Source organism: Pseudomonas sp. UBA6276, assembly GCF_002438365.1.
Lineage (GTDB): Bacteria > Pseudomonadota > Gammaproteobacteria > Pseudomonadales > Pseudomonadaceae > Aquipseudomonas > Aquipseudomonas coleopterorum.
In genome coordinates, this window is record NZ_DJUS01000147.1 from 1 (window position 1) to 14,991 (window position 14,991).

At 61.9% G+C, this 14,991-nt stretch carries 11 protein-coding genes and 2 pseudogenes; 6 read left to right on the forward strand and 7 right to left on the reverse strand.

The annotated features are described in order from the left end of the window. The 3 genes from hrpA to fadD2 form a co-directional block, all read right to left on the reverse strand. The coding region (gene hrpA / locus B2V21_RS17085) for an ATP-dependent RNA helicase HrpA (RefSeq protein ID WP_286917491.1) at positions 1-3,362 on the reverse strand (3,362 nt) is incomplete at its 3' end. Between the two features lie 101 nt (positions 3,363-3,463). Beyond that, a complete protein-coding gene (gene fadD1 / locus B2V21_RS17090; RefSeq protein WP_049861104.1) occupies positions 3,464-5,161 on the reverse strand; it encodes a long-chain-fatty-acid--CoA ligase FadD1 in 1,698 nt (565 codons plus the stop codon). Between the two features lie 270 nt (positions 5,162-5,431). After that, the gene (gene fadD2 / locus B2V21_RS17095) at positions 5,432-7,117 is read right to left on the reverse strand and encodes a long-chain-fatty-acid--CoA ligase FadD2 (protein WP_286917492.1); all 1,686 of its coding nucleotides are present in this window, start codon (positions 7,115-7,117) and stop codon (positions 5,432-5,434) included. A gap of 165 nt (positions 7,118-7,282) precedes the next feature. Between fadD2 and B2V21_RS17100 the strand changes: the two genes are divergently transcribed. Beyond that, positions 7,283-7,705: a MaoC family dehydratase gene (locus B2V21_RS17100; RefSeq protein ID WP_286917493.1), complete on the forward strand. Its 423-nt coding sequence runs from the start codon at positions 7,283-7,285 to the stop codon at positions 7,703-7,705. Positions 7,706-7,943: 238 nt separating this feature from the next. Here the strand turns inward: B2V21_RS17100 and B2V21_RS17105 are convergent, their stop codons facing one another. Next, on the reverse strand, positions 7,944-8,144 hold the full coding sequence (locus B2V21_RS17105; RefSeq protein ID WP_049861107.1) for a hypothetical protein: 201 nt from the start codon (positions 8,142-8,144) through the stop codon (positions 7,944-7,946). 24 nt (positions 8,145-8,168) lie between these two features. Continuing rightward, entirely contained in the window at positions 8,169-8,495 is a 327-nt protein-coding gene (locus B2V21_RS17110) for a hypothetical protein (RefSeq protein WP_049861108.1), read from the reverse strand. Between the two features lie 191 nt (positions 8,496-8,686). On the opposite strand from B2V21_RS17110, the gene metG reads away from it, so the two are divergent. The 4 genes and pseudogenes from metG (at position 8,687) to B2V21_RS17130 (ending at position 12,608) form a co-directional block, all read left to right on the forward strand. Next, positions 8,687-10,732 carry a methionine--tRNA ligase gene (gene metG, locus B2V21_RS17115; RefSeq protein WP_286917494.1) on the forward strand — a complete coding sequence of 682 codons (2,046 nt, stop codon included), beginning with the start codon at positions 8,687-8,689 and terminating at the stop codon, positions 10,730-10,732. Between the two features lie 98 nt (positions 10,733-10,830). Beyond that, positions 10,831-11,649, forward strand: a pseudogene (locus tag B2V21_RS17120) (RnfABCDGE type electron transport complex subunit B); the annotation flags it as partial. 34 nt (positions 11,650-11,683) lie between these two features. Then, positions 11,684-12,322 (forward strand): endonuclease III, encoded by a 639-nt coding sequence (nth, locus tag B2V21_RS17125; protein ID WP_049861111.1) that lies wholly within the window; start codon positions 11,684-11,686, stop codon positions 12,320-12,322. 106 nt (positions 12,323-12,428) lie between these two features. After that, positions 12,429-12,608: a PA3496 family putative envelope integrity protein gene (locus tag B2V21_RS17130; protein WP_049861112.1), complete on the forward strand. Its 180-nt coding sequence runs from the start codon at positions 12,429-12,431 to the stop codon at positions 12,606-12,608. Positions 12,609-12,629: 21 nt separating this feature from the next. Here the strand turns inward: B2V21_RS17130 and B2V21_RS17135 are convergent, their stop codons facing one another. Further along, positions 12,630-13,256: a response regulator transcription factor gene (locus B2V21_RS17135; RefSeq protein WP_049861113.1), complete on the reverse strand. Its 627-nt coding sequence runs from the start codon at positions 13,254-13,256 to the stop codon at positions 12,630-12,632. Between the two features lie 474 nt (positions 13,257-13,730). Between B2V21_RS17135 and B2V21_RS17140 the strand changes: the two genes are divergently transcribed. Continuing rightward, on the forward strand, positions 13,731-14,279 hold the full coding sequence (locus B2V21_RS17140; protein ID WP_152965747.1) for a hypothetical protein: 549 nt from the start codon (positions 13,731-13,733) through the stop codon (positions 14,277-14,279). Positions 14,280-14,355: 76 nt separating this feature from the next. Here B2V21_RS17140 and B2V21_RS17145 read toward each other — a convergent pair. After that, positions 14,356-14,991 (reverse strand): annotated as a pseudogene (locus B2V21_RS17145) (argininosuccinate synthase domain-containing protein); the annotation flags it as partial.

Here is a 14,991-nt window from a genome sequence, read left to right on the forward strand (position 1 = left end):
CTGTCCAGGCTGGCCAGCAGGATGTCCTCGACGAGTGCTTCGACACGGCCGAGTTCTCGGTACAGCAGGCCCAGTTCGGTCTGGCCCGGCAACTTGCTGCGCAGGAACTTGGCCGGTTCGGCCAGTTGCTGCAGCAGCAGCCGCTGCAGGGCGCGTCGGTGCTGGTACTCGGCTTCGGCGCTGGTCGAGAACCGCCCTTCCTTGACCGTGCCGCCTTCCTCGACCAAGGCCGGGTAGACCGTCATCGACAGTCCGGCGATGTTCTGCTGGGTGGTCTGTTCGACCTTGGCGAACGCCTTGGCCTGCACCGGTTGCTGGCTCTTCGCGGTATTCGGCACCGCCAATGCCGCACTGCTGGCCTCGGCGAAACGCGCGGTGAGCTCGGCCAGATCACGTCCTTCACCGAGAAATTTGCCTTGGCCGTCGAGCACTTCGATGTTCATGCGCAGATGGCTGTCGACCTGCTGCGCGGCCTCGGCCCATGCCTCGTCGCTGACCCGCGCGCCGGTCATGCGCAGCAGTTCGCGGCCCAGAGCCTGGGGCAAAGAGCCTTCGCCGAAGGTCAGACGTGCGAGGGCGGCGCGAACGAAGTCCGGCACCGGCACGAAATTCTTGCGCAGGGCTTTGGGCAGGTTGCGCACCAGGGAAATGCACTTGGCCTCCAGCAACCCCGGCACCAGCCATTCCAGGCGCTCGCCCGGCAAGGCCGGCAGCAGCGGCGCGGGCACGCGCAGAGTGACACCGTCGCGAGGGTGGTTGGGCTCGAAGTGGTAGCTCAGCTGCAGGCTCAGATCGCCCAGACGCAGGGTGTCAGGGTATTGCGCGGCAGTGACTTCGCTGGCCTCGCGGGCCAGTACGTCCTCTTCGCGCATGATCAGAAGATCGGGGTTCTTCTGGCTGTTGACCTTGTACCAGCTGTCGAACGTCGCCGTCTGGTGGATCTCGGCGGGCAGGCGCGCCTCGTAGAACCCGTAGAGGGTTTCTTCGTCGGCCAGAATGTCGCGTCGCCGGGCCTTGGCCTCCAGCTCGTCGAGCTGCTCGAGCAGTTGGCGGTTGGCCGTCAGGCACTTGGCTCGCGACTGGATCTCGCCGCGCACCAGCCCTTCGCGAATGAACAGCTCGCGCGACGCCACCGGATCGATGGGCCCGAAATGCACCGGACGACGGCCAACCACGATCATGCCGTAGAGGGTGATCTGCTCGAACGCCACCACCTGACCGCGCTTCTTCTCCCAATGCGGCTCGAAATGGTTTTTCTTGATCAGGTGAACTGCCAGCGGCTCGATCCAGTCCGGCTCGATCTTGGCGACCATGCGCGCATACAGCTTGGTCGTTTCGACCAGCTCGGCGGCCATCAGCCACTGCGGCTTCTTGCGCCCCATGCCCGACGACGGATGCACCCAGAAGCGACGCTGACGCGCGCCCAGATAGTCGCCATCTTCGGTTTTCTGGCCGATCTGGCTGAGCAGGCCGGACAACACCGCCTTGTGAAACTTGGGATAGTCCGCGGCGTCCTTGTTCACCTGCAGTTGCAGGTCACGGCAGATCAGGCTCAGTTGACGGTGTGCATCACGCCACTCGCGCAGGCGCAGGTAATTGAGGAACTGTTTACGGCACCAGTTGCGTAAGGCACTGGAGCCCAGTTCCTGACGCTGGGTTTCGAAACCACGCCACAGGTTGACCAGCGCGGCGAAATCGGAGTCGGCATCCTTCCACTGCGCGTGGGCCTGGTCGGCCGCCTGCTGACGCTCGGGCGGACGCTCGCGCGGATCCTGCACCGAGAGCACGCTGGCGATGATCAGCACTTCCTGCAAACTGCCCTGACGCGCGCCTTCGAGCAGCATGCGCCCCAGCCGTGGATCGATCGGCAAGCGCGCCAACTGTCGGCCCATCGGCGTCAGCTGGTTCTCGCGGTTGACCGCGGACAGCTCCTGCAGCAGGTTGAAGCCATCGCTGATGGCCTTGCCGTCCGGTGGCTCGATGAACGGGAAGCGGTCGATTTCGCCCAGGCGCAGGTGGAGCATCTGCAGGATCACCGCCGCCAGGTTGGTGCGCAGAATCTCGGGATCGGTGAATTCGGGGCGCGAGAGAAAATCCTCTTCGCTGTACAGGCGGATGCAGATGCCGGGCTCGACTCGGCCACAGCGACCCTTGCGCTGATTGGCGCTGGCCTGGGACACCGCCTCGATCGGCAGACGCTGGACCTTGGCCCGGTAGCTGTAGCGACTGATGCGCGCTGTACCGCTGTCGATCACGTAGCGGATGCCGGGCACGGTCAGCGAGGTCTCCGCCACGTTGGTGGCCAGCACCACGCGGCGCCCGGGATGGGACTGGAAAATGCGCTGCTGCTCGGCCGGCGACAGGCGCGCGTACAACGGCAGGATTTCCGTGTGCCGCAACTGAGCCTTGCGCAGCATGTCGGCAGCATCGCGGATCTCGCGTTCGCCGGGCAGGAACACCAGCACGTCGCCCGGCGTCTTGCGCTCGCTGCGCTCGAAGGCGGCGATTTCGTCCAGCGCCGCCAGAATCGCCTGGTCGACGGTCAGGTCGTTCTCGATCTGATTGCCTTCCTCGTCCTGCTCGGCCGTCAGCGGTCGGTACCAGGTGTCGACCGGGAAGGTGCGCCCGGACACCTCGATGATCGGCGCATCGTCGAAATGCTCGGAGAAGCGCTGCAGATCAATGGTGGCCGACGTGATGATGACCTTCAGATCGGGACGCCGTGGCAGCAGGGTCTTCAGGTAGCCCAACAGAAAATCGATGTTCAGGCTGCGCTCGTGGGCCTCGTCGACGATGATGGTGTCGTAGCGCTCGAGAAAACGGTCGTGCTGGGTCTCGGCCAGCAGGATGCCATCGGTCATCAGCTTGACCAGGGTATTGGCATCGCTCTGGTCTTCGAAACGCACCTGGTAACCCACCAACCCGCCCAGTGGCGTCGCCAATTCCTCGGCGGCACGACTGGCCACGCTGCGCGCAGCGATCCGGCGTGGCTGGGTATGGGCGATCAGGCCATGCTGGCCGCGGCCCAGCTCCAGGCAGATCTTGGGCAACTGGGTGGTCTTGCCCGACCCGGTTTCGCCGGCAATGATCAGCACCTGGTGCTCGGCGAGCACTTTCTTGATTTCGTCGCGCTTGGCGGCAATGGGCAGACTGTCGTCGTAGCGCACCGTCGGCACGCTGAGCCGGCGCGCCTCGACGCGGGCGAACGAGGCCTGCACTTTCTCGACCCACTGGCCGAGCTTCGCCTCGTCGGGCCGTTTGCGCAGTTCATGCAGCTGCCGGCGCAGGCGGTGACGGTCGCCGATCATGGCCTGGTCGAGGTTTTTCAGAAGCTGGTCAATCGAAGCGGTTTGGTCGGTCATCAGGTACGCAGAGGTCTTGGTGGGGTACGTCGAAGGTCACACCCCGCAATTGTCGCAGATTTGCGGGGGTTGTGTCGGTAGCACCCGGCACCCGGCAGGGATCAAGCCGATTTCTTGATGCCCAGTTTCTTCAGTTCTTCATCGCGCAGCTCGCGGCGCAGGATCTTGCCCACGTTGGTGGTCGGCAGCACATCACGGAATTCAACGGTGCGCGGCACCTTGTAGGCAGTGACGTTGGCGCGCATATGCTCCATGACCTTTTCCTTGGTCAGGGTGACACCAGGTTTGGCCACGACGAAAATCTTGATCGACTCGCCGGACTTTTCGTCCGGTATGCCGATGGCGGCGCACTGCAGCACGCCCGGCAAGGTGGCGAGGACGTCCTCGAGTTCGTTGGGGTACACGTTGAAGCCCGAGACCAGGATCATGTCCTTCTTGCGATCGACGATGCGCATGTAGCCATCGGGCTGGATCAGCGCAATGTCGCCGGTCTTCAGCCAGCCCTGCGCATCGAGGATCTCGGCCGTGGCTTCCTGGCGCTGCCAATAGCCCTTCATGACCTGCGGGCCCTTGATGCACAACTCGCCGATCTCACCCAATGGCAGTTCTTCGCCTGCATCGTTGATGATCTTGGCCAGAGTGGACGGCACGGGAATGCCGATGGTACCGATCTGGATGCGCTGGTTGGGGTTGACCGTCGCCACCGGGCTGGTTTCGGTCATGCCGTAACCTTCGCAGATGGCGCAGCCGGTCACTTCTTTCCAGCGCTCGGCGGCGGCCAGTTGCAGGGCCATGCCGCCCGACAGCGTGACTTTCAGCGCCGAGAAGTCCAGCTTGCGAAACGCCTCGTTGTTGCACAGGGCCACGAACAGCGTGTTGAGCCCGACGAAGCCGCTGAACTTCCACTTCGACAGTTCCTTGACCATCGCCTGCAAGTCGCGCGGGTTGCTGATCAGCACGTTGTGGTTGCCGATCAGCATCATGGCCATGCAGTGAAAGGTGAAGGCATAGATATGGTAGAGCGGCAGCGGCGTGATCAGGATTTCGCAGCCTTCGTCGAGGTTGGAACCCATCAAGGCCTTGCACTGCAGCATGTTGGCCACCAGGTTGCGATGGGTGAGCATCGCCCCCTTCGCCACGCCGGTGGTGCCGCCGGTGTACTGCAACACGGCCACTTCCGAACTGGCCGGGTTGGCCTCGTTGACAGTTTGGCCGCGCCCCTTGCTCAACACATCGTTGAACTTCACTGCCCGTGGCAGATGATAGGCCGGGACCATCTTCTTCACGTACTTGATCACGCTGTTGACCAGCAGACGCTTGAGCGGCGGCAGCAGGTCGGCGACTTCAGTGACGATGACATGGCGGACGGACGTCTTGGGGACGACCTTTTCCGCCAGGTGCGCCATGTTGGCCAGGCACACCAGGGCCTTGGCGCCGGAGTCCTTGAACTGGTGCTCCATTTCCCGCGCGGTATACAGCGGGTTGGTATTGACCACCACCAGGCCTGCGCGAATCGCACCGAAGACCGCCACCGGATACTGCAGGACGTTGGGCAACTGCACCGCAATGCGATCACCCGGCACCAGGTCGGTGTTCTGCTGCAGATAGGCGGCGAAGGCTCCCGATAGCTCGTAAAGCTCACCGTAGGTGAGGGTCTTGCCCAGGTTGCTGAACGCCGGCTTGTCGGCGAAGCGCTGGCAGGACTGCTTGAGCACCGCCTGGATATTGGGATACATGTCTGGATCGATATCCGCCGCGATTCCAGCCGGATACTTATCCTTCCAGAAATTTTCGATCATGGAAGCCCACTCCTCCAGCGCCAGCGAATCTTCACCGCATTCGATGCGATTATTATTGATATGTCAGCACGACCCATACAGGTCCGAATGCCGAAAAGCGCGCCGAGAGTAGCAGCTTTGCCATGAGGCGACTAGAGGCTGAAGGTGGCCAGACGGTAACCATTGTGACCGGATTGGCAGTTCCAGTCACAGCGGATCCAGGTTGTATTCGGGCTCGCTGGCGCCCCTCTGCAACGCCCGCCACGCCCGCCACGCCCCCTGTTCGGTGCATCAACCGTCGCGCAGTTCACGTCGCAGGATCTTGCCCACGGGTGTCATTGGCAAGGCGTCGCGCAGGACGATTTCCCGTGGCAGCTTGTAGCCGGTGAAGTTGGCCTTGCAGTAGGCCATCAGCTCAGCCGTGGTCAGCTGTGGATCACGGGCCACCACGAACAGCTTGACCGCCTCGCCGGAGCGCTCGTCCGCTACCCCGATGGCCGCGCAATTGGCCACCTGAGGATGCGCCATGACCACGTCCTCGATTTCGTTCGGATAGACGTTGAAACCTGAAACGATGATCAGGTCCTTCTTGCGGTCGACGATGCGCACATAGCCATCGGGATCGATGACGGCGATGTCGCCGGTCTTGAACCAGCCGTGCGCGTCCAGCGCCTCGGCGGTCGCCTCGGGCTGCTGCCAATAGGCGCGCATCACCTGCGGACCCTGGATGCACAGCTCGCCACGCTCGCCCAGCGGCAACTCGGCCCCTTGGTCGTCGATCACCTTCAGCCCGGTGCCGACCACGGGAATGCCCACGCTGCCGATGCGCGCGCTCTGGCCATAGGGATTTGTGCAGGCCACCGGCGACGTCTCGGTCAGGCCGTAGCCTTCGACGATGCGGCAGCCGGTCAGGCTTTCCCAGCGCTCGGCCGTGGCCTTGACCAGCGCCGTACCACCGGAGTTGGTGACCTTGAGATGGGAGAAGTCCAGGGATCGAAACTCGGCATGCTCCATCAATGCCACAAACAGCGTGTTCAGGCCCAGCAAGGCGGTGAACTTCCATTTCTTCAGCTCCTTGATGAAGGCGCCGATATCGCGGGGGTTGGTGATCAGCACGTTATGGTTGCCGGTGACCATCATGCACAGGCAGTTCGCCGTGAACGCGTACACGTGGTAGAGCGGCAGCGGCGCGATCATCACCTCCTGGCCTTCGCGCAGGATCGTCTGGCCCTGCTCGTCGAGCTGGCGGAAACAGGCCCTCACCTGCAGCATGTTGGCGACCAGATTGCCATGAGTGAGCATGGCACCCTTGGCCAGCCCGGTGGTGCCGCCGGTGTATTGCAGCACCGCGAGGTCATCAAGGGTCGGCGTCACCGGACGGGGTGACGACCCCGCGCCTTGCGCCAGAATCGTCTTGAAGGGTATCGCCTGGGGCAAATGGTAGGCAGGGACGCGCTTCTTGACCTTGCTCACCAGCGTGTTGACCAGCCAGCCCTTGGCAGCGGGCATCAGGTCGCCCAGACGGGCTTCGATCAGGTATTCCAGCTTCGTGTCCTGCAGCACCTGCTCGACCTTGTCGCCGAACAGGTTGAGGTAGACCAGCGCCCGTGCCCCGGAATCGGAGAACTGATGGCGCATTTCGCGCGCGGTGTATAAAGGGTTGGTATTGACCACCACCAGGCCGGCGCGCAATGCACCGAACACCGCAATGGGGTATTGCAGGACGTTGGGCAACTGCACCGCGATGCGGTCGCCGGGGACCAGGTCGGTGTGCTGCTGCAACCAGCTGGCGAAAGCGGCGCAGTGCCGGTCGAGCTGGGCATAGCTCAGGGTCACGCCCATGTTGCTGAAGGCCGGACGTTGGGCGAAGGTGGTACAGGAGCGGTCGAACACATCGACAATGGAGGTGAATTCACCGACCGCAAGAGTGTGGGGCACGCCCGGCGGGCGCTTGTCGTTCCAGAAATCAGGATGCATTATTATTGTCCTCTGATTCGAAGCCCGCCCGGCCATTGCGCCTGCGGTATGCTGCCGACGTTAGCAGCTGCCGCAACCGACGCAAATGCGCACGACCCTCCTGTTAACATCGTGAATCTATTTGACGCGGCACCGGTCCCGTCAAGCCAAGGAACCCGCACCCCCATGACCCAAGTCAGCAATACTCCGTACGAAGCGCTCGAAGTCGGCCAGACCGCCAGCTTCAGCAAGACCGTGCAGGAGCGCGACATCCAGCTGTTCGCCGCGATGTCNNTGTTCAAGGAGCGCATCGCCCATGGCATGTTCAGCGGTGCATTGATCAGCGCCGCTGTCGCTTGCGAGCTGCCCGGGCCGGGCACCATCTACCTGGGTCAGCAGATGAGCTTCCAGAAACCGGTGAAACTGGGCGACACCTTGACCGTGCGCCTGGAAATCCTCGAAAAGCTGCCTAAGTTCCGTGTCCGCATCGCCACCCGCGTGTTCAACCAGCGCGATGAGCTGGTCGTCGACGGCGAAGCTGAAATCCTTGCCCCACGCAAGCAGCAGACCGTCACCCTGGTCAGCCCGCCACCCATCACCATCGGCTGAACGCGACCCACAAAAAAGGGGCGACCCTGGTCGCCCCTTTCGTTGATCAGTCACCGCTCACCGGTCACTGTAGGAATCTCTCCAGATGTACAGCGCAACGCCGACCGTGAGCAAGGTCGCGAGGCCGAAGGTCAGTGCCCCGGCAAAAAAAATGTCATCGAACATCATCGCTGGTCGTTCCCGCATCCACTCGAAACGTCACCCTACGCGGGCACGCCGTTGCCTGGATTGACCTGGGTCAACGCTTCTTCGGCTTCTTGGTCTTTTTCCTGGACTTGGCCGGGTCCAGAGGCAGCGCCTGTTCGAAGGCCTGACGCATCTCGTTGAGGCGCTTGTCCTTGAGATCGTGGATACGCTTGCCGCGTTCGCTGGCGAAATCGATCAGGTTGTCGTCTTGGCTCATGGCGGTGTCGAATCGGTGGCGAAAAGGATCGTTCATGATGCAGCGCGCGAACGGCCCTGACTAGACCTGGATGTCGACCCACAGTCCCTGGCGCGGCGGGTCCTCGACCAAGGGGGCCACCGGTACCGTGTTGTCGGCGTTGAGCGAGTCGCCCGGCACCGGCGCGTGCTCGTCCGGATCCGGTGGTCGGCCTTCGCGCTGACGCCGTCGCTGCTCCTCGCGCAGCACCAGCGCTGCTTGATCAGCATCGTGATGACGCAGATCGATGGCATTGTCATTGGAGCCTGGCTGAGCCGGCGCCACAGGTGCGATGCTCGGCGTTGGCTTGACCGGGTCGAGTTGCGAGGTCACCGGCACGACGCTGATCGGAATCAGGGGCGGAATCATGAGGGAGGTCTCCTAATCCCAGGTTGTCGGCAGCCGCGGCGGCAACTTGAGACATTTTGTCGCAGCCATGCAGGCCATGACAAAGCGCCCCCCACTGGCTGGCGGCATCGCAGTCCCTGACAAGAGGTGAAAAAATCCCCTCGCGCCTTTATAGTGTTCGGTCTTCGTTTCACTTCCAGTAGCCGAGCCCCATGTCCGAGCCACGCAAGATTCTCGTCACCAGCGCCCTGCCCTATGCCAACGGTTCCATCCACCTTGGCCACATGCTGGAGTACATCCAGACCGATATGTGGGTGCGCTTCCAGAAGCATCGCGGCAATCAGTGCGTCTATGTCTGCGCAGACGACGCCCATGGCTCGGCCATCATGCTGCGTGCGGAAAAGGAAGGCATCACGCCCGAGCAACTGATCGCCAACGTCAAGGCCGAGCACAGCGCCGACTTCGCCGACTTCCTGGTGGACTTCGACAATTTCCACTCTACCCACAGTGAAGAAAACCGCGAGCTGTCCAGCGAGATCTACCTGAAGCTGCGCGAGGCCGGCCATATCGCCCAGCGCTCGGTCACCCAGTATTTCGACCCGCAGAAGCAGATGTTCCTCGCCGACCGTTTCATCAAAGGCACCTGCCCCAAGTGTGCAGCGCCCGACCAGTACGGTGACAACTGCGAGAAATGCGGCGCTACCTACGCACCCACCGAGCTCAAGGACCCGAAATCGGCGATCTCGGGCGCCACGCCCGTACTCAAGGACTCCCAGCACTTCTTCTTCAAGCTGCCCGACTTCCAGCAGATGCTCGAAGGCTGGACCCGCAGTGGCACCTTGCAGGACGCTGTGGCCAACAAGATCGCCGAATGGCTCGACGCGGGCCTGCAGGAGTGGGATATTTCCCGCGATGCACCGTATTTTGGCTTCGAGATTCCAGGCGAACCCGGCAAATACTTCTATGTGTGGCTGGACGCGCCGATCGGCTACATGGCCAGCTTCAAGAACCTCTGCGCCCGCCGTCCGGAACTGGACTTCGATGCTTACTGGGCCAAGGATTCCACGGCCGAGCTTTACCACTTCATCGGCAAGGACATCATCAATTTCCATGCGCTGTTCTGGCCAGCCATGCTCGAAGGCGCCGGCTACCGCAAGCCGACCGCGCTCAACGTGCACGGCTTCCTGACGGTCAACGGCGAAAAGATGTCCAAGTCCCGTGGCACGTTCATCAAGGCCCGTACCTACCTGGATCATTTGGCGCCCGAGTACCTGCGCTACTACTTCGCGTCCAAGCTGGGCCGTGGCGTGGACGATCTGGACGTCAACCTCGACGACTTCGTGCAGAAGGTCAATTCCGACCTCGTCGGCAAGGTGGTCAACATCGCCAGCCGTTGTGCCGGTTTCGTCCACAAGGGCAACAACGGCGTATTGGTCGCCGCGAATGCCGCACCGGAGCTGACCCAGGCATTCCTGGACGCAACGCCCAGCATCGCCGAAGCCTACGAAGTGCGCGACTTCGCCCGCGCCATGCGCGAAATCATGGCCTTGGCCGACCGCGCCAATGCCTGGATCGCCGAGAAAGCACCTTGGTCGCTGGCCAAGCAGGAAGGCCGCGCCGACGAAGTGCAGGCCGTCTGCGCAGCGGGTATCAACCTGTTCCGCCAGCTGATCATCTTCCTCAAGCCGGTCCTGCCCGAGCTCGCACGGGACGCCGAACGCTTCCTCAATGTCGAGCCACTGACCTGGAACGACCACACTACCTGGCTCGCCGAGCACTCGCTCAACCCGTTCCAGGCATTGATGACCCGCATCGACCCGGTCAAGGTGCAGGCCATGACCGACGCTTCCAAGCAGGACCTGGCCGCTGCTCAGGATCCTGCCGTGGCTGCCACTGGTAACGGTGAGCTGGCCAAGGAGCCATTGGCTGCCGAAATCGATTTCGATGCGTTCGCCGCAGTCGATTTGCGCGTTGCCCTGATTCTCAAGGCCGAAGCGGTCGAAGGCGCGGACAAACTGCTGCGTCTGACCCTGGACATCGGTGATGAACAACGCAACGTCTTCTCCGGGATCAAGAGCGCCTATCCGGATCCGGCTGCGCTGGAGGGTCGACTGACGATGATGATTGCCAACCTCAAGCCTCGCAAGATGCGCTTCGGCGTCTCCGAGGGCATGGTCATGGCCGCAGGCTCTGGCGGCGAGGAGATCTACCTGCTCAGCCCCGACAGCGGCGCCAAGCCGGGCCAGCGCATCAAATAGGTTCAGGTTCACACGCCCTGCCGCTTGTCTTCATCGCAAGACAAGCGGCAGGATCGCTGCCCATCTCACCACCTGCTCCCTCCGCAATCCGGCCGCCCATGAACCTGATCGAACGCATCGACGCATTGTTGCCACAGACTCAGTGCGGCAAATGTGGCCATGCTGGCTGCCGGCCCTACGCAGCCGGCATCGTGGCCGGCGAGCCGATCAACCGTTGCCCGCCGGGGGGTACGGCAACCATCGCTGCCTTGGCGCAGCTGCTTGAGGTACCGGTGCTGGCGCCGGACCCGACCCATGGTACGGCCCCCGCCCAGATCGCCTACATCCGCGAAGCTGAATGCATCGGCTGCACCAAGTGCATCCAGGCCTGTCCGGTCGACGCCATTCTCGGCGCGGCGAAGTTGATGCACAGCGTGCTGGTCGACGAATGCACCGGTTGCGACCTGTGCGTTGCACCCTGCCCTGTCGATTGCATCGAAATGCGCCCCGCGCCAGCGTCAGCGTTCACTTCGTTGGCGAGCGACCCCGGCTGCAGCACGCAACAGCAGCGTGTGCGTATGCACAAGCGCGATCGCGCCCGACAACGCTACGAAGCCCGGAACCTGCGCCTGCAGCAGGTCCAGGCGGCACGGCAGGCCGAGCGATCACACAGGCCGCAGCGACCGGCTACCCTCGCGGTGCCGCCGTCCCCGGCCTTGTCGGCGATCGAGCGGATCAAGGCAGCGAAGGCGGCCAAGGCGAGCACTGGCGACGCAGCCTTGAAACAGGCGAAAATCGCCGTGGCTATGAGCCGTGCGCAGTTGGCGAAAACCCAGAAGGCTTTCGTGACACCGCCCACGTTCGAGCAGTACCTCATACTCGACGCTCTGAGCCGCGAACATGAGGCCGCTGAAGAGCGGCTCACAGCGCTTCAATCACTCTAGCCCCGCCCGCGAAGGACGAATCCGCCCCATGAACGCCACGAAACGCCAGGAAATCTTCCGCCGGCTTCACGAAGACAACCCTGAGCCCAAGACTGAACTGGCCTATGGTTCACCCTTCGAATTGCTGATCGCGGTGATTCTTTCTGCGCAATCCACCGACGTCGGTGTGAACAAGGCGACTGCGAAGCTGTTTCCCGTCGCGCCGACGCCCCAGGCGATGCATGCGCTGGGTGTCGAGGGGCTATCGAGCTACATCAAGACCATCGGTCTCTACAACAGCAAGGCCCGCAATGTCATCGAGACCTGTCGCTTGCTCGTCGAAAGGCACGGCGGCGAGGTGCCACAAACCCGCGAGGCCCTCGAAGCGCTTCCAGGGGTCGGCCGCAAGACCGCCAACGTGGTGCTCAATACGGCGTTTCGACAACTGACCATGGCCGTCGACACGCACATATTCCGCGTTAGCAACCGGACCGGAATCGCCCCCGGCAAGAACGTGGTGGAAGTTGAACGGAAACTGATGAAGTTCGTCCCTCGGCCTTACCTGCTCGACTCGCATCACTGGCTGATCCTGCACGGGCGTTACGTCTGCCAGGCACGCAAGCCCCGCTGCGGCAGCTGTCGCATCGAAGACCTGTGTGAATACAAGCACAAGACCAGCGACGATTGAGGTTGCCTGTAAGAGCTCGGCTCTCGATTGAAAAAATCTTTTTTACGACGTCTTCGAATATCGCTATAAGGTCCGCCATTGGCAGCACATGCCTGGAGCTGATGTCATGAGTACCGATAAAGAAGTGCTGGAAACGGAAGACGACTTCATCACCGCTGAGAGTGAAGAAGCCGAGCCCGTCGTCGAGCCCGTCAAGAGCAATCTGAGCAAGCGCCGTACGATCGATAACCTGCTCGAGGAAAGACGTCTGCAACGGCAGTTGGCTGACTACGATTTCGATCTATAGGCCACACGGCCTGCCTGCAGATCAGGCCAACCCATTGCGCTGAGCCAACTCGATCAGATCGACGAGCGACCGGGCATTGAGCTTCTGCAGCAAGCGCGTCTTGTAGGTGCTCACGGTCTTGTTGCTCAGAAACATGCCATCGGCGATCTGCTTGTTCGATTTGCCCTTGGCCAGTTGCTGCAACACCATCATTTCTCGCCCCGACAGGCGATCCACCATGTCGGCCTCCGAGGCATTGCCCAGGCTCGCTCGCACCGAGTGCAAGGCCTGGTTGGGGAAATAGCTGTAACCGGACAGTACCGCCTTGATCGCGCTGAGCAACTCGGTGAGATCCTGCTGCTTGCACACATAACCCGCCGCACCCGCCTGCATGCAGCGCATGGAAAAATGCCCCGGCGCCTGCGAGGTCAGCACCATCACCTTGAGCTGGGGTTCGCTCACCGTCAGCCGACTGATCACTTCCAGCCCGTCGAGCTTGGGAATCCCGATGTCGAGGATGACGATGTCCGGGGCATGGTCACGGGCCAGTTGCAGCGCATCGACACCATTGTCGGTCTCGGCCACCACCTCGTAGCCATGGCGCTCCATCAGCAGCCGCACGGCGAGGCGGATGACCGGATGATCGTCCACGATCAGCACTTTATTCATGGGAGGATCCAATTTTTCGCGGTTCGAATTCTAGAGCCCGCACATTACCCCAGACACCTGCCGTCTTCGACGATTCAGAATCCGGGCAGGCAATAACTAAGACACTTCCTACAATGACAGGAGAATATTCCTACATATTGAGCCTGTGAAAATTCTTGTACAGTGCCTGACGGCTTCGAGCTCTGCTTATGAAACTAAGGAGCAGGAGCATTGCATAATTGCCCTGCCGCTTCAATTGAGCCGTGCCCTGTAAACCAGCCAAGCTGTTGCAGGATAAATACCACCTGGAAACGCTCGCCATTTCGGACGCAAAGCGCCGCGCCAGAGCCTTCACGACGGCTATTGACGCCTTCTGCCCACTCAGGGTCCGGCAGCTTTGTCGGTTGGATAATTATGCATCCTGCGCAGCCCGGCGAGCCTACTACTATCGGTGGCCAAGCAACCATCGGCCGCATGCGGCCCTGCGAGGCATTCGTGGCCCACAAGAAAATCACCCGTCCCAACCCGCTCGGCATCATCGCCTTGTTCACGGCGATGGTCGAGGCATCCGCCTTGGCCAGCCTGCCCTTTCTGGATGAAACCAGCCAGACGATCTATATATGGTTTCTGGTGGGCTTTCCAACTTTCCTGGCCATTCTTTTTTTCGCCACGCTCAACTTCAATCGCCGAGCGCTTTACTCGCCATCGGACTTCGAAAGTTCGGCTTACTTCATGGAAAGTCTGGATACCGAAGTGGACGTTCATAAACATCATGTCGACAATCGGGTGACGCTGGCGCACAACGACTTGCACATCATCGACACCAGTACCCTGCCAACGCGAGCGCGCATGACGGCCAATCTTGAACGGCTGGCCAGTGCGCTCGAGACGCGCAAGCACGCCAGACCTCTGCTGATCGTGCTGGTAGGACAGACTCCCCCGCCCCCTTTGTCCAATGCGCTGGCAGCGCGATTGGCCAGGCTCAATTGCCAGGTCGCGGCGTTGCAACCGAACCGACTGAAGTGGACGGTACTGTTGGGATAATAAAAAACCCCGGTCGAGACCGGGGTTTTCGGGACACGCCTGGCGGGTGTCGCGACCGCTGCTGTGAAAACAGCTGTCAGAACAACGTGCGGCCCTTGTTCGCGGCAATGCGCATACGCAAGGCGTTGAGCTTGATGAAGCCCGCCGCGTCGGCCTGGTTGTAGGCGCCGCCGTCTTCCTCGAAGGTCGCGATATTGGCGTCGAACAGCGAGTCATCAGACTTGCGGCCAGTGACGATCACGTTGCCCTTGTACAGCTTGAGCCGGACCACACCGTTCACGTTGACCTGGGAGGCGTCGATCATCTGCTGCAGCATCACGCGCTCAGGGCTCCACCAGTAGCCGGTATAGATCAAGCTGGCGTACTTGGGCATCAGCTCGTCCTTGAGGTGCGCCACTTCGCGATCCAGGGTAATGGATTCGATGGCACGGTGGGCGCGCAGCATGATGGTGCCGCCTGGGGTTTCGTAGCAACCCCGGGACTTCATCCCCACATAGCGGTTCTCGACGATGTCCAGCCGGCCGATGCCGTGCTCGCCGCCAATACGGTTCAGGGTGGCCAGCACGGTGGCAGGTGTCATCTCGACGCCGTCCAGCGCGACGATGTCGCCGTTGCGGTAGGTCAGCTCCAGATACTGCGGGGTATTCGGGGCGTTCTCCGGCGAGACCGTCCAACGCCACATGTCTTCTTCGTGCTCGGTCCAGGTGTCTTC